At 56.4% G+C, this 18211-nt stretch carries 20 protein-coding genes; 5 read left to right on the top strand and 15 right to left on the bottom strand.

Annotation, left to right across the window (positions count from 1 at the left end; genetic code table 11):
- Nucleotides 1-12 precede the first annotated feature (12 nt).
- Both rpiB and yjdP read left to right on the top strand, forming a co-directional pair.
- On the top strand, nt 13-474 hold the full coding sequence (gene rpiB, locus DK872_RS18815) for a bifunctional allose-6-phosphate isomerase/ribose-5-phosphate isomerase RpiB (RefSeq protein WP_035886924.1): 462 nt from the start codon (nt 13-15) through the stop codon (nt 472-474).
- Nucleotides 475-545: 71 nt separating this feature from the next.
- A complete protein-coding gene (gene yjdP / locus DK872_RS18810) occupies nt 546-854 on the top strand; it encodes a DDRRRQL repeat protein YjdP (protein ID WP_007372517.1) in 309 nt (102 codons plus the stop codon).
- On the opposite strand, the gene DK872_RS18805 is transcribed toward yjdP, so the two are convergent.
- The 13 genes from DK872_RS18805 to DK872_RS18745 all read right to left on the bottom strand — a co-directional run bounded on the left by DK872_RS18805 (nt 851) and on the right by DK872_RS18745 (nt 10057).
- Complete coding sequence (locus tag DK872_RS18805; RefSeq protein WP_007372518.1) at nt 851-1195, bottom strand: low molecular weight protein tyrosine phosphatase family protein; 345 nt, start codon at nt 1193-1195, stop codon at nt 851-853. The two genes, yjdP and DK872_RS18805, sit on opposite strands and share 4 nt — an antisense overlap.
- Before the next feature lie 196 nt (nt 1196-1391).
- Nucleotides 1392-2150: a phosphonate metabolism protein PhnP gene (gene phnP / locus DK872_RS18800; protein WP_035886925.1), complete on the bottom strand. Its 759-nt coding sequence runs from the start codon at nt 2148-2150 to the stop codon at nt 1392-1394.
- A 60-nt stretch (nt 2151-2210) separates the two neighbouring features.
- Nucleotides 2211-2762 carry a ribose 1,5-bisphosphokinase gene (gene phnN / locus DK872_RS18795; RefSeq protein WP_233218424.1) on the bottom strand — a complete coding sequence of 184 codons (552 nt, stop codon included), beginning with the start codon at nt 2760-2762 and terminating at the stop codon, nt 2211-2213.
- A complete protein-coding gene (gene phnM / locus DK872_RS18790) occupies nt 2759-3895 on the bottom strand; it encodes an alpha-D-ribose 1-methylphosphonate 5-triphosphate diphosphatase (RefSeq protein ID WP_064568748.1) in 1137 nt (378 codons plus the stop codon). The genes phnN and phnM overlap by 4 nt, the downstream gene beginning before the upstream one ends.
- Nucleotides 3892-4578: a phosphonate C-P lyase system protein PhnL gene (gene phnL / locus DK872_RS18785; protein ID WP_035886928.1), complete on the bottom strand. Its 687-nt coding sequence runs from the start codon at nt 4576-4578 to the stop codon at nt 3892-3894. The genes phnM and phnL overlap by 4 nt, the downstream gene beginning before the upstream one ends.
- 10 nt (nt 4579-4588) lie before the next feature.
- Nucleotides 4589-5347 (bottom strand): phosphonate C-P lyase system protein PhnK, encoded by a 759-nt coding sequence (gene phnK / locus DK872_RS18780; RefSeq protein WP_071920055.1) that lies wholly within the window; start codon nt 5345-5347, stop codon nt 4589-4591.
- Nucleotides 5344-6192 carry an alpha-D-ribose 1-methylphosphonate 5-phosphate C-P-lyase PhnJ gene (locus DK872_RS18775; RefSeq protein ID WP_161518695.1) on the bottom strand — a complete coding sequence of 283 codons (849 nt, stop codon included), beginning with the start codon at nt 6190-6192 and terminating at the stop codon, nt 5344-5346. The genes phnK and DK872_RS18775 overlap by 4 nt, the downstream gene beginning before the upstream one ends.
- Nucleotides 6185-7249: a carbon-phosphorus lyase complex subunit PhnI gene (locus DK872_RS18770; protein WP_079517072.1), complete on the bottom strand. Its 1065-nt coding sequence runs from the start codon at nt 7247-7249 to the stop codon at nt 6185-6187. Before DK872_RS18770 ends, DK872_RS18775 begins: the two co-directional genes overlap by 8 nt.
- On the bottom strand, nt 7249-7833 hold the full coding sequence (gene phnH, locus DK872_RS18765) for a phosphonate C-P lyase system protein PhnH (RefSeq protein WP_074780317.1): 585 nt from the start codon (nt 7831-7833) through the stop codon (nt 7249-7251). The genes DK872_RS18770 and phnH overlap by 1 nt, the downstream gene beginning before the upstream one ends.
- Nucleotides 7830-8282, bottom strand: coding sequence for a phosphonate C-P lyase system protein PhnG (gene phnG, locus DK872_RS18760; protein WP_043955565.1), 453 nt, complete (start codon nt 8280-8282; stop codon nt 7830-7832). Before phnG ends, phnH begins: the two co-directional genes overlap by 4 nt.
- A 1-nt stretch (nt 8283) precedes the next feature.
- A complete protein-coding gene (phnF, locus tag DK872_RS18755) occupies nt 8284-9009 on the bottom strand; it encodes a phosphonate metabolism transcriptional regulator PhnF (RefSeq protein WP_007372528.1) in 726 nt (241 codons plus the stop codon).
- Nucleotides 9010-9190: 181 nt separating this feature from the next.
- Nucleotides 9191-9628 carry a VOC family metalloprotein YjdN gene (gene yjdN / locus DK872_RS18750; RefSeq protein ID WP_007372529.1) on the bottom strand — a complete coding sequence of 146 codons (438 nt, stop codon included), beginning with the start codon at nt 9626-9628 and terminating at the stop codon, nt 9191-9193.
- Nucleotides 9629-9721: 93 nt separating this feature from the next.
- Nucleotides 9722-10057, bottom strand: a complete 336-nt coding sequence (locus DK872_RS18745; RefSeq protein ID WP_007372530.1) for a zinc ribbon domain-containing protein YjdM — start codon at nt 10055-10057, stop codon at nt 9722-9724.
- A 605-nt stretch (nt 10058-10662) separates the two neighbouring features.
- Here DK872_RS18745 and crfC point away from each other — a divergent pair.
- Both crfC and DK872_RS18735 read left to right on the top strand, forming a co-directional pair.
- Nucleotides 10663-13017 (top strand): clamp-binding protein CrfC, encoded by a 2355-nt coding sequence (gene crfC / locus DK872_RS18740; protein WP_007372531.1) that lies wholly within the window; start codon nt 10663-10665, stop codon nt 13015-13017.
- A complete protein-coding gene (locus DK872_RS18735) occupies nt 13014-13886 on the top strand; it encodes a diguanylate cyclase regulator RdcB family protein (protein WP_007372532.1) in 873 nt (290 codons plus the stop codon). The genes crfC and DK872_RS18735 overlap by 4 nt, the downstream gene beginning before the upstream one ends.
- A 96-nt stretch (nt 13887-13982) precedes the next feature.
- Here the strand turns inward: DK872_RS18735 and kdgT are convergent, their stop codons facing one another.
- Nucleotides 13983-14981 (bottom strand): 2-keto-3-deoxygluconate transporter, encoded by a 999-nt coding sequence (gene kdgT, locus DK872_RS18730; protein WP_007372533.1) that lies wholly within the window; start codon nt 14979-14981, stop codon nt 13983-13985.
- 659 nt (nt 14982-15640) lie between these two features.
- On the opposite strand from kdgT, the gene proP reads away from it, so the two are divergent.
- Entirely contained in the window at nt 15641-17143 is a 1503-nt protein-coding gene (gene proP / locus DK872_RS18725) for a glycine betaine/L-proline transporter ProP (protein WP_007372535.1), read from the top strand.
- Nucleotides 17144-17201: 58 nt separating this feature from the next.
- Here the strand turns inward: proP and DK872_RS18720 are convergent, their stop codons facing one another.
- Nucleotides 17202-18155, bottom strand: coding sequence for a nickel/cobalt transporter (locus tag DK872_RS18720; protein ID WP_071920058.1), 954 nt, complete (start codon nt 18153-18155; stop codon nt 17202-17204).
- Between the last annotated feature and the right edge of the window lie 56 nt (nt 18156-18211).

Genomic DNA, 18211 nt, shown 5'->3' with positions numbered 1-18211 from the left:
CCAGGCGGATATATGAAGAAGATTGCGTTCGGCTGCGATCATGTCGGGTTTATCCTGAAGGCGGATATCCTGGCGCATCTGTCAGCAAAAGGTATTGAAATCATTGATAAAGGCACATGGTCGACGACACGCACCGATTATCCCCGCTTCGCCAGCGAGGTAGCACAATCGGTACTGAATGGCGAGGCAGACGGCGGTATTTTGATTTGCGGTACTGGCGTTGGCATCTCTATCACCGCCAATAAATTCCCCGGTATTCGTGCGGTGGTGTGTAGCGAACCTTACTCCGCACAGCTTTCGCGCCAGCATAACGATACCAATGTACTGGCGTTCGGTTCGCGCGTTATCGGGCTGGAACTGGCGAAAATGATTGTCGATAGCTGGCTGGGCGCCGAGTTTGAAGGCGGTCGCCATCAGCTACGCGTGGATGCGATTGCGCAAATTGAGAAGCAGCCACCTTCCGCCCGTAATTGAGATTCCTCCGCTACCCGCTAAGGCAGCCTCTGCACTAACGTACAGCCAGTCCCCCCTTTGAGACTGGCTTTATGAAACGTTACGCGACCGCGCTGTTATTCGGCGCTCTTTCACTCAGTAGTCAGATGGCGCACGCCGATATTATCGACGACGCTATTGGCAATATTCAGCGGGCAATCGGCGACGCGTACAGCTCTGACGGCAGTCGCGACGATGAAAGCAGCCGCCGCAGCGACGAGCAGTACCGGAATTATGACAACCGCTACCGGCAGCTTGAAGACAGGCGACGCCAGCTTGATGAGCGCCAGCGTCAGCTCGATCGGGAGCGACGCCAGCTGGATGACGAAGAACGCAGGCTGGAAGAGGACGACGACCGCTAACGCGCCAGCACCGGCACGCGCAAACCCAGGCGTTCCGGAACGATATCCTCAAGCAGCGTGATTAGTTGCGGGTCCATAAAATGGTATTGATCAGGAATATCAAGCACATAAACAGGTTTATGCTGCACCAGGCGGCTAAAGTCGGCAAGGATGCTGTTTTTGTGTTTTTCTTCCATCACACAGATGACGTCTGCCCAGGAGAGAATGGCGGGCGAGACAGTTTTTCTCGCATGGCGTTGTGTGCCAGCAGAGCGAGCATTTACCCCGGGGTAGCGACGGAACACCTGCTCAGCGGTCGGGCTGCGCCATTGGTTGCGGCTACAAATAAAAAGCACATTCATGGCAAGTCATACTCTGTAAGCCGCGATGTGCTAATTATTTATTGGTCACACGCGGGTATTTAAGACCCGGTTGCGTTATCCACAACCCTATCAGTGCGAGTCTGTACGCTTTATCCTTCAAACGACCTCTTTACAGGCTGCGTCTGCTTAACCCATGCCGGTAAGCAACGGGACGAATATATCCATATTGTGCGGTCTAATCCAGTACAATCCGCATGCCATCAAAACCCGCCTCAAACCCCGTCGGCAGTGCGTTATTCATCAACCAGACGTCAAAGCGATGCCCGATATGGGTTAGCACGACGCGCGGGCAGCCAATCACCTCATTCAGGGCGATAACGGTGCGCAGATCGTTATGATTTTTCGGCGTCTCTGCGCAGGGCGGTTCACTGCAATCAATGATTACCACCTGCGGGCGATTATTGAGTAAAAACTTAAGCGTCTTATCCGGCAGACCGGCAGTATCCGAAAGCCAGGCGACCCGGCTGTGCGCCGATTCCAGCAAATAACCAAAGGTGAGTTTCGAGTGCTTCAGCGGCAACGGCGTGACCTGCAATCCTTGCAGATCGAACACCACAAACGGTTCAACGGTATGGCTGAAATCAAGCAGACCGGGATGTTTAAACAGATCGTCGCAGCCCTGTTCATCCGGCGGGCCGTAAACCGGGATTTTCGCGCCTAAGCCCCAGCGCAGCGGAAACAGCCCCTGCACATGATCCATATGGTAATGCGTCAACAGAATCTGCTGAAACTGACCCGCCGGGAAACGTTCCATTAAATCGGTAAGCCCGGCATCCAGCAGTGTCACCGCGTCGTTAAACTGCACCACGCCGCTGCAAGGCTGGCGACGATATTGCGACTGCTGGCGCGCACGTAAGCAGGCTGCGCAATCGCAACCGAATACCGGAACCAGTTGTGCACCGCCGGTGCCGGTCAGAGTGAGAGTCAGGCTCATAGCGCCTCGCTTTAACGGTTGAGTTAACGTAAACGGCGCGTGCTGCATGCGCCGGCAGCATTACGCACTTTTCCCTTGTTGCGCGCGTATCAACGAGATCAATCCTTCCACTGACTGTAGCAGACTCCCGTCGTTGTTCAGCGTCAGACAGTCACCCGCCGAGTAACGGGCCGCGCGTTCCAGCCGCGCGGTAATTTCCACGCTGCTTTCACGTCCGCGTTTTTCCAGCCGCTGGCGCAAAATCTCCGGTGATACCTGCACATACACTGGCATCAGCACCTCGCCGTATTGCGTCTGCGCCTGCTGCAGATGACCGCGCGAACCGTTGACCACCACATCAAACCCCGCCTGCAACCAGAGATCGACCTCCACGCCGATACCGTAGTAGAGATCGTTGGCGTGCCAGCTCAGGGTAAACAGATGCTGCTCGTCGCGGGTAAAAAACTCCTTTTCGCTTAGCTCGATATGGTTCTCGCTGCCGGAACTTGCCGGGCGCGTGATATAGCGGTGCGCCACCAGCAACTGGGGATGCTCGCGGCTGCGTAGTGCGGCCAGCAGCGTATCTTTTCCGGCACCGGATGGCCCCATCAACCAGATCAGTCTGCCCATCAGAACACCCGTTTCCCCTCGCGCCAGACGTGATCGACGCGGACGTGGTCGCCTTTATTGTGCACCAGCACCAGATCGGCTCGTTTTCCTTCGCCGAGCGTTCCGCGATCGTCAAGCTTGAGCGCCTGTGCCGGATTTTTCGTTACCAGGTGAATAGCGCGCGGCAGGGTGAAATCATTCTGCTCATCCGCCGCAACGCGGAAGGCGGCATCCAGCAGGCTGGCGGGATAATAATCCGATGAGAGAATGTCCAGCATGCCGAGCTGCGCCAGTTTATGCGCCGCCACATTGCCGGAGTGCGAGCCACCGCGCACGATGTTTGGCGCCCCCATCAGTACGCTCAGGCCGTGCTCGCGCGAGGCTTCGGCGGCGGCAAAGGTGGTGGGGAATTCTGCGATCACGCTGCCTAACTGGTGGGATTCCACCACATGTTCGCGCGTGGCGTCATCATGGCTGGCCAGCGGCAGGTTACGCGCCCGGCAGAGCGCGGCAATTGCCATCCGGTTAGGCTGCGACCACTCGGCGGCCAGCGCCAGTTGCTCCTGTTCAAACGCATCCATCTGCTCGTTGGTCAGGTGATATTTGCCCTGATAGTAATCGCGATACTTTTCGTAGCTGGCGTACTGGCGCTGGCCTGGCGAGTGATCCATCAGCGATACCAGCGTCACCGGCTCGCGGCCGACCAGCTTTTCAAACAGCGGCAGCGTGGTGTGGTGCGGCAGTTCGCAGCGTAAATGCAGGCGATGTTCCGCGCGATTTAGCCCGCGTTTTTGCGAATCTTCCACCGCGTTGATCATCTTCTCCAGATTCTCCAGCCGATCGCCGCCGTCGCGCACATCGCCAATGGCGACCGCATCCAGCACTGTAGTGATGCCGTTGGCGACCATCAGCGCGTCGTGGCTGCTCATTGCGGAGTGGGCGGGCCAGTCCACTTTTGGGCGCGGGGTGAAGAATTTGTCGAGGTTGTCCGTATGCAGTTCGATAAGCCCCGGCAGCAACCAGCCGCCGTCACCATCATGAGCGCCTGGCTGGCGGCTTTGGGTTTCGGCGAAGGCGCGGATCACGCCGTCGCGCACTTCCAGCGAACCGTCGACCACTTCGTCTTCAAGGATCAGTTTTACATTGTTGATAATCATGCGGAGATTCCCATCGGAAACAGACGGTCGGCGACGCTTTCGCGCACGGCCTCGTCATGGAATATGCCGACAATCGCTGCGCCGCGCGCTTTGGCTTGCGCGATCAGTTCAACGACGGCGGCGCTGTTTTTCGCATCCAGCGAGGCGGTCGGTTCATCAAGCAGTAGAATCGGGTAGTCAACAATAAAGCCGCGGGCGATGTTGACGCGCTGCTGCTCGCCGCCGGAGAACGTTGCCGGTGCAAGGTGCCACAAGCGTTCCGGCACATTCAGCCGCGTCAGCAACTGGCTGGCTTTGCCGATGCAGACATCGCGGGAAAGCCCCAGCTCCAGCAGCGGTTGCATTACCACGTCCAGCGCGCTGACGCGTGGAATGACGCGTAAAAACTGGCTGACCCAGCCGATGGTATGACGACGCACGTCCAGTACTTTTCGCGCCGGAGCTTGCACCAAATCGACCCATTCATCGCCATGTTTGACATGAATATGCCCGGCGTCCGGCAAATAGTTGGCATACAGCGAGCGCAGCAGCGTCGATTTTCCACTGCCGGAGTGGCCGTGCAGCACCACGCATTCCCCGGCGTTCACCTCCAGCGAGGTGTCGCGCAGCACCGGCAGTCGTACGCCGTTCTGATGGTGCAGCACAAAGGTTTTGCTGACATTTTCCACACGCAAAACAGACATCGCAGACTCCTTAATTTTGCAAGACCGAGGAAACCAGCAACTGGGTATAGGGGTGATGTGGATCGTCGAGCACGCGATCGGTTAACCCACTTTCCACCACCTGGCCCTGTTTCATAACCAGCAGACGGTTTGCCAGCAGGCGTGCGACGCCCAAATCATGGGTCACCATCACCACGGCAAGGTTCATCTCCACCACCAGGCTGCGCAGCAGATCCAGCAAACGTGCCTGAACCGACACATCCAGCCCGCCGGTGGGTTCATCCATAAACACCAGTTTTGGCTGCGTCACGAGATTGCGGGCAATTTGCAGTCGCTGCTGCATCCCGCCGGAAAAGGTGGTAGGCAAATCGTCAATGCGTGACGATGGGATCTCGACATCCGTCAGCCACTGTTGCGCGCAGGCGCGGATATCACCGTAATGCCGCGCGCCGGTCGCCATCAGCCGTTCGCCGATATTGCCCCCGGCGGAGACCTGGCGGCGCAGGCCATCCAGCGGATGCTGGTGTACCACGCCCCATTCGGTTCGCAGCAGACGGCGACGCTCGGCTTCGCTGATGGCGTACAGATCGCGGTCGTTATAGATAACCTGCCCCTGCTGTGGCGCCAGCCGTGCTGAAATGGCATTCAGCAGGGTGGTTTTACCGGAACCGGATTCGCCGACAATGCCCAGCACTTCACCCGGCCACAGATCGAACGAGACGTCCTGAAACCCTTTGCCTGGCGCGTAGAGATGGGAGAGTTGATTCACCGAAAGCAGCGGTTGGGTCATTTGCGTAAAGCCTCGCTCTGTTGGCGGCAGTAGTCGGTATCGGAGCAGACGAACATGCGCGTGCCGGTATCATCCAGTACCACTTCATCCAGATAACTGTGGGTGGAACCGCAGATGGCGCACGGTTGATCCCACTTTTGCGGCGCAAAGGGGTAATCCTCAAAGTCGAGGCTCTCGACCTGGGTATACGGCGGAACGGCGTAAATGCGTTTTTCACGCCCGGCACCGAACAGTTGTAGCGCGGGCATGAAGTGCATTTTCGGGTTATCAAATGCCGGGATTGGCGACGGGTCCATCACGTAGCGGCCATTCACTTTCACCGGCCAGGCGTAGCGGGTGGTGAAGTTGCCGAAGCGGGCAATGTCTTCATACAGCTTCACCTGCATCACGCCATACTCTTCCAGCGCGTGCATGGTGCGGGTTTCGGTTTCGCGCGGTTCAATAAAGCGCAGCGGCTCCGGGATCGGCACCTGGTAAATCAGGACCTGATCTTCAACCAGCGGCGTTTCAGGAATGCGGTGACGAGTCTGAATCAGCGTCGCGTCGGCGGTGCGTTCGGTGGTTTCCACGCCGGTCACGCGGGTGAAGAACTGGCGGATTGAGACGGCGTTGGTGGTGTCATCCGCGCCCTGATCGATCACTTTCAGCACATCGTCTTCGCCAATGACGCTGGCGGTTAACTGAATACCGCCGGTCCCCCAGCCGTAGGGCATCGGCATTTCCCGCCCGCCAAACGGCACCTGGTAACCGGGAATGGCAACCGCTTTTAGCAGCGCCCGGCGGATCATGCGTTTGGTTTGCTCATCAAGAAAAGCAAAGTTGTAACCGGTCAGCGCGTTAGCCACGGGAGCTCTCCTGTTGCAGCTGTCTGAGCAAGTCCAGTTCGGCCTGGAAATCGACGTAGTGGGGAAGTTTGAGGTGCGAGACAAAACCCGCCGCCTCGACGTTATCAGCATGCGCCAGCACAAACTCTTCATCCTGCGCCGGGCTTTTTATCATTTCGCCGTAGTCGGCGGCTTGCAGGGCGCGATCCATCAGCGCCATCGCCATCGCTTTGCGTTCGCCCATGCCGAACACCAGCCCGTAGCCACGGGTAAAGTGCGGCGCCTCCTCTTGCGGGGCGACAAAGCCGTTGACCATTTCACATTCGGTGATCAGCAATTCGCCGACGTTCACTGCAAAACCCAGCTCTTCGGGCACTATTTCCACGTCGATATAACCGCTGCGGATCTCCCCGGCGAAGGGGTGATTGCGCCCGTAACCGCGCTGGGTGGAGTAGGCCAGCGCCAGCAGATAGCCTTCGTCGCCGCGCGCCAGTTGTTGCAGACGTGCAGAGCGGGAGCAAGGGTAAACCGGCGGCTGGCGGGTGATATCGTCCGGCACGGCGCCGCTCTCCTGTTCAGCTTTCGCCAGCCCCTCTTGTTCCAGAAGCGCAAAGACGTGCGGCGTGGTTTCCGGCTGTACTTCACGTCTCGGCAATGAGGCCGTTTCACCCTCGGCCAGCAGCGCAAAATCGAGTAAACGATGGGTGTAATCGTAAGTCGGGCCAAGCAACTGGCCGCCGGGAATGTCTTTGTACACCGCCGAAATCCGGCGCTCTAAACGCATCTTCGCGCTGTCAATGGGTTCGCTGACGGCCAGGCGTGGCAGCGTTGTACGGTAGGCGCGCAGCAGAAAGATGGCTTCGACGTTATCGCCGCTTGCCTGTTTCAGCGCCAGCGCCGCCAGTTCCCGATCGGCAATACCGCCTTCGGTCATCACCCGATCGACGGCCAGATGCATCTGTTCAGCAATTTGCGCAACGCTCAGCTCCGCAAGCTCGCTGTCGCCGCGACGCTTATGTTCTTGTAGCGCGTGGGCTGCGGCTATCGCCTTTTCGCCCCCCTTGACAGCAACGTACATCAGAACACCTCCACCAGTGTGGTTCGTGGTATCGCCAGCGCGCGTTCTCCACAGGTCAGGATCACATCGATGCCTGTGGGGAACGAGTGCGGACGGTCGGTAAATTCGTCGGTGATGCACTCCGGCAGCAGCGGCGCAATCATGCGCTCCTCCAGAATGCCGGGGCCAGTCAGGCGCAGCATGCGGCCGCCGCTCAGTGACGGCAGTTGTAAAATCAAGGTGGCGCTGGTTTCCGGGCTGATATCCGTGCCGCAGGGCAGGGCGCTGAGCTGTTCGGCGCTCAGGGTGTGATCGGCGACGGCAAACAGCGACTGCTGCGGCTGGTCAACCAGCGGCGCATTGGTGTGAAAACGCAGGTTCTGGCGTACCAGATCGTTGTCGACGGCAGCTGAGAGCCAGATCGGCGTGTCGTTATCGGCCAGCGTCAGTAATACGCTGGTGGATGCCGGGTTAAGCGGCGGCCAGCCATGTTTCAGATGTGGCAACGAGACGATGACGCCCGGCTCGCTCATGGCTTTTAACAGACGGCGAAAACAGTGTTGAGCATCGTGAACCGCCGATGCGAAAGCGGGTTGTAAGGTCATGCGTTATCTCCGCGAACCAGGGTGAAAAAGTCGACCCGGCTGGCGTTGACTTCTGCCAGACGCGCTGCAATGCGCGCGGCGCGGTCCGCTTCCAGCGGGGTTATCAGGGTTTCCATCAGCGTCTGGAAATGGGTGGGCTCCTGCAATAACGCGTCGCACACGGCGCAGCGTTCGGCATGGCCTTTGTCGCGCCCGAGCACCCAGCTAAAGCCGAGCTGGCCGCTGCTCAGGCGCACGACGGCGCGGGTCAGCGTGGTGTCGCCGGGGAAGAAGCGATCGCCGGTGCCGCCCATGCGCGCCTGCACCTGCACCAGCCCGGTTTGCGGCTCGCGGACATGCTCATAGTCGGGCGCCAGGCCCAGCGTACGCATCCGCGCCCGCAGCATCTCCGGGGTGGACTGGGCAAGCGCTGCCATCCAGCGTTGACGAGTAGGCGTATCAAAGTGCATCTCAGTGCTCCATGGTGAATTCGATCATGTCGGCGCGGGTCAGGCTGACGGAGTACTCCGTCGCGTTGACGTCGCCTTCGCGATGGTTAAGGGTGCGCACGCAGAGCAGAGGCGCCATATTGGGAATCTCCAGCCAGCGGCTCTCTTTCACCTGCGCACGACGCGCGCTAATGCGCGTCTGGGTACGTTTCAGGCTGATCCCCGCGCGTTCACGCAAAAAGTCATGCAGCGAACCGTGGTCGAACTGTTGCAGCAGCGGCCACAGCGTGAGATCGGCGAAGTAGTGATCAATAAGACAGAGGGCGACGCCATTCACCCGGCGGCGGGTGCGTAAATGCACCACGTTGTCGCCTTCGCTGATGCCTAACGCATCGGCGATGTGCTCGGAGGCCGGACGCAGTACCGCCAGCAGGCGTTCGCTGGTGGGATGGCTGCCCTGATCGAGCAGGTTCTGGCTAAAGCGCGCCTGGGCATTGAGCGGGTAATCAAACGGGCGCATCAGCACCAGCACGCCGATGCCCTGGCGGCGCTGCACCCAGCCTTTCTCCACCAGTTGATCGATGGCGCGGCGTAAAGTGTGGCGATTCACCTCAAAGCGTGCGGCCAGTTGCTGTTCCGCTGGCAGCCAGTCGCCGCAGCGATAGTTATTTCGCAACTCCTGCTCCAGCCTGGCGGCAATCTCCTGATAGCGCGTGGGATAGCTGGTCGGATGTCTGGACAAGTGCATGGTCATCTGAACCTCACGGGTAAAAAACGGCTGCCTTATGGCAGTCATCACAGCGTGAGTCCATGCTGGCGGATTAATGTTTCATTTGGGTTATGCAATCGTTGCTGAGAGATGAAGAGTGATCTGCAACGGGCAAAAAAAGGGAGCCGCTGACGGCTCCCGTTGGGGAATGTGCTGTGAATCAGGTTTGCGGTGGTTTGGCGACGTTGACCATCCACGGGATGCCGAATTTATCTGTCACCATGCCAAAACCCTGCGCCCAGAAGGTTTCCTGCCAGGGCATCGTGATATGGCCTTCGGCGGCAAGAGTGTCAAACCAGGCTTTACCCTGCGCAACATCCTGGGTGGCGAGGCTTAAGGTAAAACCGGCGTACGCCGCAGCGCCTTGTTTGCCGTCGCTCATCATGATCTCACTACCGGCGATGTGCAGGCTGGCGTGAGCAATATCGCTTTCGGCAAACGCGTACCCGGCGGCACAGCCGTCATCATTCGCTTCCGGGGGATTGGGCATTTCGCCGAAGGTGATTTTATAGAGTAATTCAGCCTGTAAAGCCTGCTGGTAGAACTGAATGGCGTCGTTGCACTGGCCTGAAAAAGAGATGTAGGGACTGAGCGGCATAATCATTACCTCTGGTAACGAAATCTGCCATTGAGTGTAGCGGGGGAAAGTGAAAGAAAGCCAGGCGGGAAGTATAAGTTTCCCGCCGAATCATCAGTTCTTTTTAACGAATTCTGATTTCAGTTTCATCGGGCCGAAACCGTCGATTTTACAATCGATATTATGATCGCCTTCGACCAGACGAATATTTTTAACTTTGGTGCCGATCTTCAACATTGAAGAACTGCCTTTTACTTTCAGATCTTTAATTACCGTTACGCTATCGCCGTCGGCCAGCAGATTGCCATTGGCATCCTTGACGATTAATTCATCGGCGTCGTGTGCCGGTTCAGCATTGTTCCACTCGTGAGCGCATTCCGGGCAAATGAACATGCCATTATCTTCATAGGTGTATTCGGAATTACATTTTGGGCAGTGGGGGAGTTGCATAGGGATTTCCTCAAAAGAACATACAACGCTGGCGGTGGCCAGCACAAAAGGCACAATGCCTGAAAGGCGGCAATTATACAGCAAAACCGCACAATTGCCGTTGTTATTATTTTCCAGGCGTGAGGATAAAAAAAGTCCAGGCGGTGACATAACCTGTCATTCGCTTAAGCGATGCTTATCGCAGAAAGGCCGGAAGCAAACTTCCTGAGATAATATTTAGAATATTTTATGGCGGAAATTGCCACCATTTAGTAATTCAGATATGGTGGCGTGTAGTATACGGTGCCATTAGATAACTAAACTGTCATGCCTACTGTGTCTGTCTCTGCGGCAGATAATTTCCTCTCAAAGCGGGTGGGTAAATAATGACGATATATCCTGTTTGTTCCTGAAAATGAGCTACGCTCTAACTCTCTGGTCTTTAAAAGCCGGAGGTGTGACGCTGCCATTTTTTGAGAGAAAAAATTATATTTTCCTGATTATCATCAGGTGTTTATCTTTTCGAAGATATTTTCCACACGTAATTATAAAAGCCGAAACTTCACTAATAAAACATTCCGGCTAAATAAAAGTAAGAAAATTTGCGTTAAGGAAAGACTTTTGTCATGCACACACAAACAATTTTTGAATTAAGCCAGGAAGCAGAAAGGTTGTTACAACTTTCACTGCATAATCTCCAGGCACTGAAAAAAATGCCGGCAGCGACGTTTGATGAGACGAACGCGGTCGGTAAGGCAGAAAATGCCAATGTGCTGCCTTTGCATTTCAGCGCTCGCGGCGTAGAGGCGCAACAGGCTACGCTGCATAACGAATTACGGAAAATCACCCGGCTGGAGATGGTGCTGGCGATCGTCGGTACCATGAAAGCCGGCAAATCCACTACGATTAATGCGATCGTGGGTACGGAAGTATTGCCCAACCGCAACCGGCCGATGACCGCGTTGCCGACGCTTATTCGCCATACGCCGGGTCAGAAAGAGCCGATCCTGCATTTCTCCCATGTCGGCCCGATTGACGCGCTTGCGCAACAACTGCAAACCCGGCTGTTCAACTATGACCGGGAAAAGTTGGCGCAGCAGCTTGAGATCGATAAAGACATGGCTGCGCTGCTGGATCGTATTGCGCAAGGCGATGCATTTGATAAGCACTATCTCGGTGCGCAACCTATTTTCCACTGTTTAAAAAGCCTCAACGACCTGGTGCGCCTGTCGAAAGCGCTGGATGTGGATTTTCCCTTCTCCGCCTATGCGGCGATTGAACATATCCCGGTGATTGAAGTGGAGTTTGTGCATCTGGCCGGGCTGGAGAACCAACTCGGCCAGCTCACGCTGCTGGATACCCCCGGGCCGAATGAAGCCGGGCAGCCGCATCTGCAAAAAATGCTCAACGAACAGCTGGCGCGGGCCTCCGCCGTGCTGGCGGTGATGGATTACACCCAGCTTAAATCTATCTCTGATGAAGAGGTACGCCGCGCGATTTCTGCAGTGGGGCGTTCGGTGCCGCTGTACGCGTTAGTGAATAAATTCGATCAGAAAGATCGTAACAGCGATGACGAAGAGCAGGTGCGGGCGCTGATTTCCGGAACACTAATGAAAGGCAATATCAACCCGACGCAGATCTTTCCGGTCTCTTCCATGTGGGGATATCTGGCTAACCGCGCGCGCCATGAGTTAAAACATCGCGGTCAGTTGCCGGATCCGCAGGAGCAGCGCTGGGTGCAGGATTTTGCCGAAGCGGCGCTGGGCCGCCGCTGGCGCACCGCCGATCTGGACGATATTGAGCATATTCATCACGCGGCAGAGCTGCTGTGGGAAGATTCGCTGTTTGAGAAACCGATCCGTAAGTTACTGCACGCTGCGCATGCCAATGCCTCGCTGTACGCGCTGCGTTCTGCATCGCATAAGCTGCTCAATTACACCCAGAGCGCGCGCGAATATCTCGATTTTCGCTATCAGGGGCTGACGGTGGCTTACGAGCAACTGGAGCAAAATATTACCCGGCTGGAAGAGGATATGGCGCTGCTGCGCACCAGTCAGGCGTCCGTCAGCGACGAGATCGAACATGAAGTCGAAGAGGCGCTGGCGGCAGCGGAGATCTTTATCCACGGCCAGCAGTTCGAAATTGTTGAGGCCATTGATGCCTGGTTCCACGATGGGCAGATGATGGAGGCGTTGGGCGACGGTAAGGCTGATTTGCGCCTTGATGAAGGTTATAACCCCGGTCAACTGGTGCTGGAAAACGAAGGCCAGGCGCAAATTGCGCTGAGCAAGATCCGTTCGGCCTGTGAAACTATTCTGCTGGCGGCGCAGGAGCGCATCAGCCGTGAACTGGCGCTGCGTTTTGATGAGCTGGAAAATACGCTGACGCGTTCGCTGAACGATGCCATGCGCCCGATTGAAACGCGTATTAAAGAAGAGCTTAACCATGCCGGTTTCCGCGCGCGTATCAGTTTCCCTGCGTTCCAGCCCAGTGCGCTCAATTTTAATACCCGTTCCCTGTTCACCAACGTGATCGCCCCGGAAGATACGCCAGCCGGGCAGGCACCGCGTTCCGGCAGTGTGCGGGAAACGGTGTCTCGCTGGTTAAATAACCCCGGTTGGGGTTGGGATGATTATGTCGCTACCCGCACCCGTTACGTGATTGATATTGCCGCGCTGCATAAAAAGCTGATCGGCCATGTGGCTCATTTTTGTGAACAAATTCGTAAAGCTTTGGCAGCGCAGGTCGATGTTTCTGTTACGGCTGGGATGGCAACATTTTTCGCCGAATTCTCGTTAAGTCTTGCGGGACTACAGGAAAGTTTGCGTGACAGCCTGGCGATACGTCAGCAAAACGAATCATCAGTGCAGATGTTGCGTCAGCATCTGCAACAGAGCATCAGGACGGCTAACTGGATCCATGAAGATGCCCGGCTGTTACGCGATGATATACAAACCTTATTCGCAGCAGAGCAGCCATGAAAAATCAACTTCTGGATGGCCCCGGACGGGTACTTGAGTGTATTCATCCAAAATTTATCGTTGATCTGGTGCAGGGCGCAGACGCTGCGCGCCAGTCGCCGGTTGTGCCTCAGCAGCAGTTATTTCGTGAACGCCTGACGCAAGAGATCATGGCGCAAACTCAACTGCGGCCGTGGGCGATGTCCGGCGTATTAAATGAAAACGACACCCTACGTTTAGGGCTGGCGGAGAAGCTGGCGAGCATGCTCGACCCCGGACATCTGGCACTCACGCGCATTACCCAGCGGCTTAGCGCATTGCAGCAGACGGAACGGCGTTCGGTAAATCCTGGCAGCGTACAACAGTATGAAGAGTTGTTGAGCCACTTCAGCCAGCGCGCCGCCTGGAAAGAGAAAGCGCTGACGCAACGTGGGCTGGCGGTACAGGCCGGACATCACAGCGAACAGGTTTTTGCCCACTGGCGCGCCGGAAACTACAACGGCTGGTCGATGGCCGGGCGCTGTTATGTGGCGCTGGAGGAGCTGCGCTGGGGCGCTTTTGGCGATGCCTGTCGTCTGGGCAACGAAGATGTGGCGCAAATGCTGAAAGATAATTTATGCGCCATGGCCGCCGATTTTCTGGCGCAGGGGATCAATGCCTCACCGGCGACCCGCCATTTTTATCATCAGTGGCTGGCAACGCCTTCCACGCCGGGGCTGATGGATTATAAGGATTTACTCGGCTGGCTTGGCGACTGGTGCGATGCCGAACGCCATCCTATTTGCTGGTCGGTCACGCAGAGCTGGCAGACCGTAGCCCTCGGCATGCCGCGTCTCTGTTCAGCATCACGTATCGCTACGGCGATGGTGGAAGAGATCTTCGGTGAGTAAAACGGTGTGCCCCGCAATTGTCTGGCCGGTCGGGCTGGTAATCGCAGGACATAGCGAACAGCAAAAAGCCCCGTCAGGGGCTTTTTTTATGCGCTATTAATGCCCGGTGGATTCGACCGGTTTCTCTGCACGGTCTGCGGCTTGCGCTGGATTGCCAAAGCGTTTGGCATACAGGGCGGTGATAATCGGCACCAGAATCGCCGTCACAATCACACTCGCGGCGACTAACGCCGTTGCGGAGGCGGCAACCGGTTCAAACGCCGGGTTGATCTGCGCAATAATCACCGGGTTCGCTACTGCCGCACCGGCGGCTGAAGAGGCTGCGACGCCTGCCGTACCGTTACCGCCACCGATCACGCGGTCGGCAATAATCAGCGGAATACCGGTGATGATGATGACCGCAACGCCGAGGAAAATGCCCAGCAGACCGGTCTGCATAATCACGCTCAGGTTGATGGTGTTACCCAGCGCGAAGCCGAAGAACGGAATCAGCACCGGCGTTGCTTTGCTGAAGAAAGCGCGCAGATCGTGATCGAGGTTACCCAGCGCAAAACCAATCAGGAACGGCAGAACCGCGCCAACGAAGTGGTGGGGTTCAAAGGAAGCGAGGCCGGCGGAACCGAGGATCACCATGGTCATCAGCGGGCCGGACTCCAGCGACATCAGAACGAAAGCGCCCGATTCTTCTTTGCTGCCGTACTGGTTCATCAGGCTGGCATACAGACCGCCGTTGGTCATATCCATGGCGGAAACCAGCGCCAGCACCGAAAGTCCGGCAAAGAAACCGGTCTGAATTCCGCTGTCCGGAATAAATGACGCGGCGATCATCGCCACGAGCCAGGCGACAGCGATTTTGGTCAGCACCAGCGTGCCAGATTTACGTAATACGGTGCCGGTTGCACGCAAATCAATGGAGGCGCCAATACAGAAAAACCAGACTGCAAGAATCGGTACCGTACCGCTAATCATGCCTTTGGTGAAAGAGCCGAAATAAGCCCCGGTATCCGGCGCCAGTGTATTCAGGATTGCCCCCAACAGCAGCGGAACCAGCATCATCCCGCCAGGGATACGTTCAATCGTGGCCTTGATTTTCATAGATAATCCTCACTGCTCGTCATTATCATGAACGAGGAAAGCTAAAAATTAATACCTTTCGATTCAGGTGGTTAAATACTGTCGCTCGTTAAATATTCACTATCGACTTTCACGGAACGCCCTGGAATTGACTGACAATCCTTGCAAGACATTTCTTAGCGCCGCTTTTTATGGGCGTATCATGCTTTCTATGGAATATTGATTCAATAAGAATAAAACAATGTTTTAGTTATGCCGATCACATATTCTGTGTAAAGATTTGTTGGTGTTATTTCTGTTATTAGAGATGTAATTAGGTTGTGACGAAATATAGCGACGAGGACACTAGAAAAGTAATAATCACGACCGTGATAAAACATGGGTATTTAGCGTGGATATAAGCCGCGTTGTGCTGTGGAAAAAGGGTGTGCAGGGGATGAAAAGGAGGGGCTGAATATCGCTGGGTAAAACTGTGTGAATTTGATCACATTTTTAAACCCTGTTAGGGTAAATAAGTCATTCACTGCCCAACAGGCGTCAACAGGTTCGGTTGTACGGCGGAAAACCGCCAGTGTAAGTAAACCTGCTACGCTTGAACAGGAAGGCTGAAAAGCTGTAAAAACGCCCGGCAGGGATAAGCGTCGGGCGGTTCAGGGCGCAAGCTAAAGAGGAAAACATGCATGTTAAAAAGGAAAAAAGTTAAACCCATTACATTGCGCGATGTGACCATCATTGACGATGCGAAATTGCGCAAAGCGATTACCGCCGCTTCACTCGGTAATGCGATGGAGTGGTTTGATTTCGGCGTCTACGGCTTTGTCGCCTACGCCCTTGGTAAGGTGTTCTTCCCCGATGCAAACCCCAGCGTACAGATGATTGCTGCGCTCGGGACATTCTCCGTTCCTTTCTTGATTCGCCCGCTGGGCGGTCTGTTCTTCGGTATGTTGGGCGATAAGTACGGGCGACAGAAAATCCTCGCTATCACCATTGTCATCATGTCGATCAGTACGTTCTGTATCGGGCTGATCCCCTCCTACGCCACGATAGGCATCTGGGCGCCGATTCTGCTGCTGCTGTGTAAGATGGCGCAGGGTTTCTCCGTCGGCGGCGAGTATACCGGCGCGTCGATCTTTGTTGCGGAGTACTCCCCGGACCGTAAGCGCGGTTTTATGGGAAGCTGGCTGGACTTTGGTTCGATTGCCGGTTTTGTGCTTGGCGCGGGCGTGGTCGTGCTGCTCTCCACCGTGGTGGGCGAGGAGAACTTCCTGGACTGGGGCTGGCGTGTTCCGTTCTTCCTGGCGCTGCCGCTCGGCCTTATTGGCCTCTATTTGCGCCACGCGCTGGAAGAGACCCCGGCGTTCCAGCAGCATGTCGATAAGCTGGAGCAGGGCGATCGTCAGGGGTTGCAAGAGGGGCCGAAAGTCTCGTTTAAAGAGATCGCCACTAAACACTGGCGCGCGCTGTTGACCTGTATTGGCCTGGTGATTTCCACCAACGTCACCTACTACATGCTGCTGACCTATATGCCGAGCTACCTGTCGCATAACCTGCACTACTCGGAAGATCACGGCGTGTTGATCATCATCGCGATCATGATTGGTATGCTGTTTGTCCAGCCGGTGATGGGGCTGCTGAGTGACCGCTTTGGCCGCCGCCCGTTCGTGCTGCTGGGCAGCGTGGCGCTGTTTGCTCTCGCCGTTCCGTGTTTTATTCTGATTAACAGCAATGTGATTGGCTTGATTTTCGCGGGCCTGCTGATGCTGGCGGTGATCCTCAATTGCTTTACCGGCGTGATGGCCTCTACGCTGCCCGCCATGTTCCCGACGCATATTCGCTACAGTGCGCTGGCGAGCGCCTTTAACATCTCGATTCTGATAGCCGGTCTGACGCCGACCCTGACGGCCTGGCTGGTAGAAAGCTCAGAGAATCTGTTAATGCCCGCTTACTACCTGATGATTGTGGCGGTGATTGGCCTGATTACCGGCCTGACGATGAAAGAGACCGCGAACCGCCCGCTGAAAGGCGCGACGCCCGCTGCATCGGATATTCAGGAAGCGAAAGAGATCCTGCGCGAGCACCACGACAATATCGAACAGAAAATCGAAGATATCGACGCGGAGATCGCCGAGTTGCAGGCGAAGCGCACGCGTCTGGTGGATCAACATCCGCGCATCAACGAGTAAGCATTACTGCTAAAAAAAGACCCGTAAGGGTCTTTTTTTAGCAGCATAAAGGCGCCGCTTAACAACCCGCCGCAATAAAATCGCCGTTCGCGCTGACCGGGATCACCGTCAGGAACAGCACCACGGCAAACAGCATCAGCGCCACGCCACCGGCAATTTTTAGCACGGGTACCAGCCAGCGCATCTGACTTGCGTCATCGCCAAAAAAGGTGGCTGTCCGGTTGCGCGCATAGCGCACGGCCAGCGACAGACCGAGGATTGACAGCGCGGTGCCAATCGCCATGGTCATCACTGCCGCAATCCCCCAGCTCACAATGCCGAGCGCGTTCGAGAACAGTAAAATCATGATTGCCCCGCTGCACGGCCTCGCGCCAATGGCGAGGATCACGCCGAGGCGGGTTTTCCAGTCGCCCTGCGTGCTGGCGCCGACGCCATGATGGCCGCAGTCGCAATCGGCATCATGTTGATGTAGCGGTGAAAACGCATTGAATTTCAGTGTGCGTGGCCGCAGGCTTTTCGCGGCATTCCACGCCACATACGCGCCGAAGCCGCCAATCATTACGGCGCTGACTTTCTCCACGTACCAGCGGCTTTCACTGAGATCGCCGGAGGCGAGGTTAAACCCGACCGCCAGCACGAAGACAAACAGAATGGCGCTGACGCCCTGCATCAGGCTGCCCAGCACCGGGATGACGCGCGCGGCGGTCTGGCTTTCGTTATTCGTGCTGAGGTAGGTTGTCACGATAAATTTGCCGTGGCCTGGCCCAACAGCATGCAGTACGCCGTAAAAAAATGCGCCGACCAGCAGCCATACTCCGCCGCTATATTGGTGGTTATTGAGCTGAAGCAGATACATGACCAGGTAACGGTGCAGGGTGATTTGCGTCGCCAGACACCATTGCAGAAATGCCGCCCAGTGGGTGTGTAGCGTGAACAAAGCCGCTACCGCTACCGCCAGCACGGCGAATGCGACCGGCCATCGCCAGTCGCGGGTCAGAATTTGCGTGGTCATAGAATTCAGGGGATTGGGGATGATTTCCGCAGTATAGGCGGCGAAGATATCCGCCT

This window comes from Kosakonia sp. MH5, assembly GCF_009935945.1.
Classification (GTDB): Bacteria; Pseudomonadota; Gammaproteobacteria; order Enterobacterales; family Enterobacteriaceae; genus Kosakonia; species Kosakonia radicincitans.
The sequence above is the reverse complement of the archived record's forward strand: the minus strand, read 5'-3'. Positions and strand labels throughout refer to the sequence as shown.

Bases quoted from the DNA above. Each gene is read 5' to 3' on its own strand.
- DK872_RS18805 (WP_007372518.1), bottom strand. From the start codon at position 1,195: ATGAATGTGCTTTTTATTTGTAGCCGCAACCAATGGCGCAGCCCGACC.
- rpiB (WP_035886924.1), top strand. From the start codon at position 13: ATGAAGAAGATTGCGTTCGGCTGCGATCATGTCGGGTTTATCCTGAAG.
- phnK (WP_071920055.1), bottom strand. From the start codon at position 5,347: ATGACCCAACCGCTGCTTTCGGTGAATCAACTCTCCCATCTCTACGCG.
- phnM (WP_064568748.1), bottom strand. From the start codon at position 3,895: ATGATTATCAACAATGTAAAACTGATCCTTGAAGACGAAGTGGTCGAC.
- DK872_RS18770 (WP_079517072.1), bottom strand. From the start codon at position 7,249: ATGTACGTTGCTGTCAAGGGGGGCGAAAAGGCGATAGCCGCAGCCCAC.
- DK872_RS18735 (WP_007372532.1), top strand. From the start codon at position 13,014: ATGAAAAATCAACTTCTGGATGGCCCCGGACGGGTACTTGAGTGTATT.
- phnF (WP_007372528.1), bottom strand. From the start codon at position 9,009: ATGCACTTGTCCAGACATCCGACCAGCTATCCCACGCGCTATCAGGAG.
- phnL (WP_035886928.1), bottom strand. From the start codon at position 4,578: ATGTCTGTTTTGCGTGTGGAAAATGTCAGCAAAACCTTTGTGCTGCAC.
- yjdN (WP_007372529.1), bottom strand. From the start codon at position 9,628: ATGCCGCTCAGTCCCTACATCTCTTTTTCAGGCCAGTGCAACGACGCC.
- DK872_RS18745 (WP_007372530.1), bottom strand. From the start codon at position 10,057: ATGCAACTCCCCCACTGCCCAAAATGTAATTCCGAATACACCTATGAA.
- crfC (WP_007372531.1), top strand. From the start codon at position 10,663: ATGCACACACAAACAATTTTTGAATTAAGCCAGGAAGCAGAAAGGTTG.
- phnP (WP_035886925.1), bottom strand. From the start codon at position 2,150: ATGAGCCTGACTCTCACTCTGACCGGCACCGGCGGTGCACAACTGGTT.
- kdgT (WP_007372533.1), bottom strand. From the start codon at position 14,981: ATGAAAATCAAGGCCACGATTGAACGTATCCCTGGCGGGATGATGCTG.
- phnG (WP_043955565.1), bottom strand. From the start codon at position 8,282: ATGCACTTTGATACGCCTACTCGTCAACGCTGGATGGCAGCGCTTGCC.
- DK872_RS18720 (WP_071920058.1), bottom strand. From the start codon at position 18,155: ATGACCACGCAAATTCTGACCCGCGACTGGCGATGGCCGGTCGCATTC.
- proP (WP_007372535.1), top strand. From the start codon at position 15,641: ATGTTAAAAAGGAAAAAAGTTAAACCCATTACATTGCGCGATGTGACC.
- phnH (WP_074780317.1), bottom strand. From the start codon at position 7,833: ATGACCTTACAACCCGCTTTCGCATCGGCGGTTCACGATGCTCAACAC.
- yjdP (WP_007372517.1), top strand. From the start codon at position 546: ATGAAACGTTACGCGACCGCGCTGTTATTCGGCGCTCTTTCACTCAGT.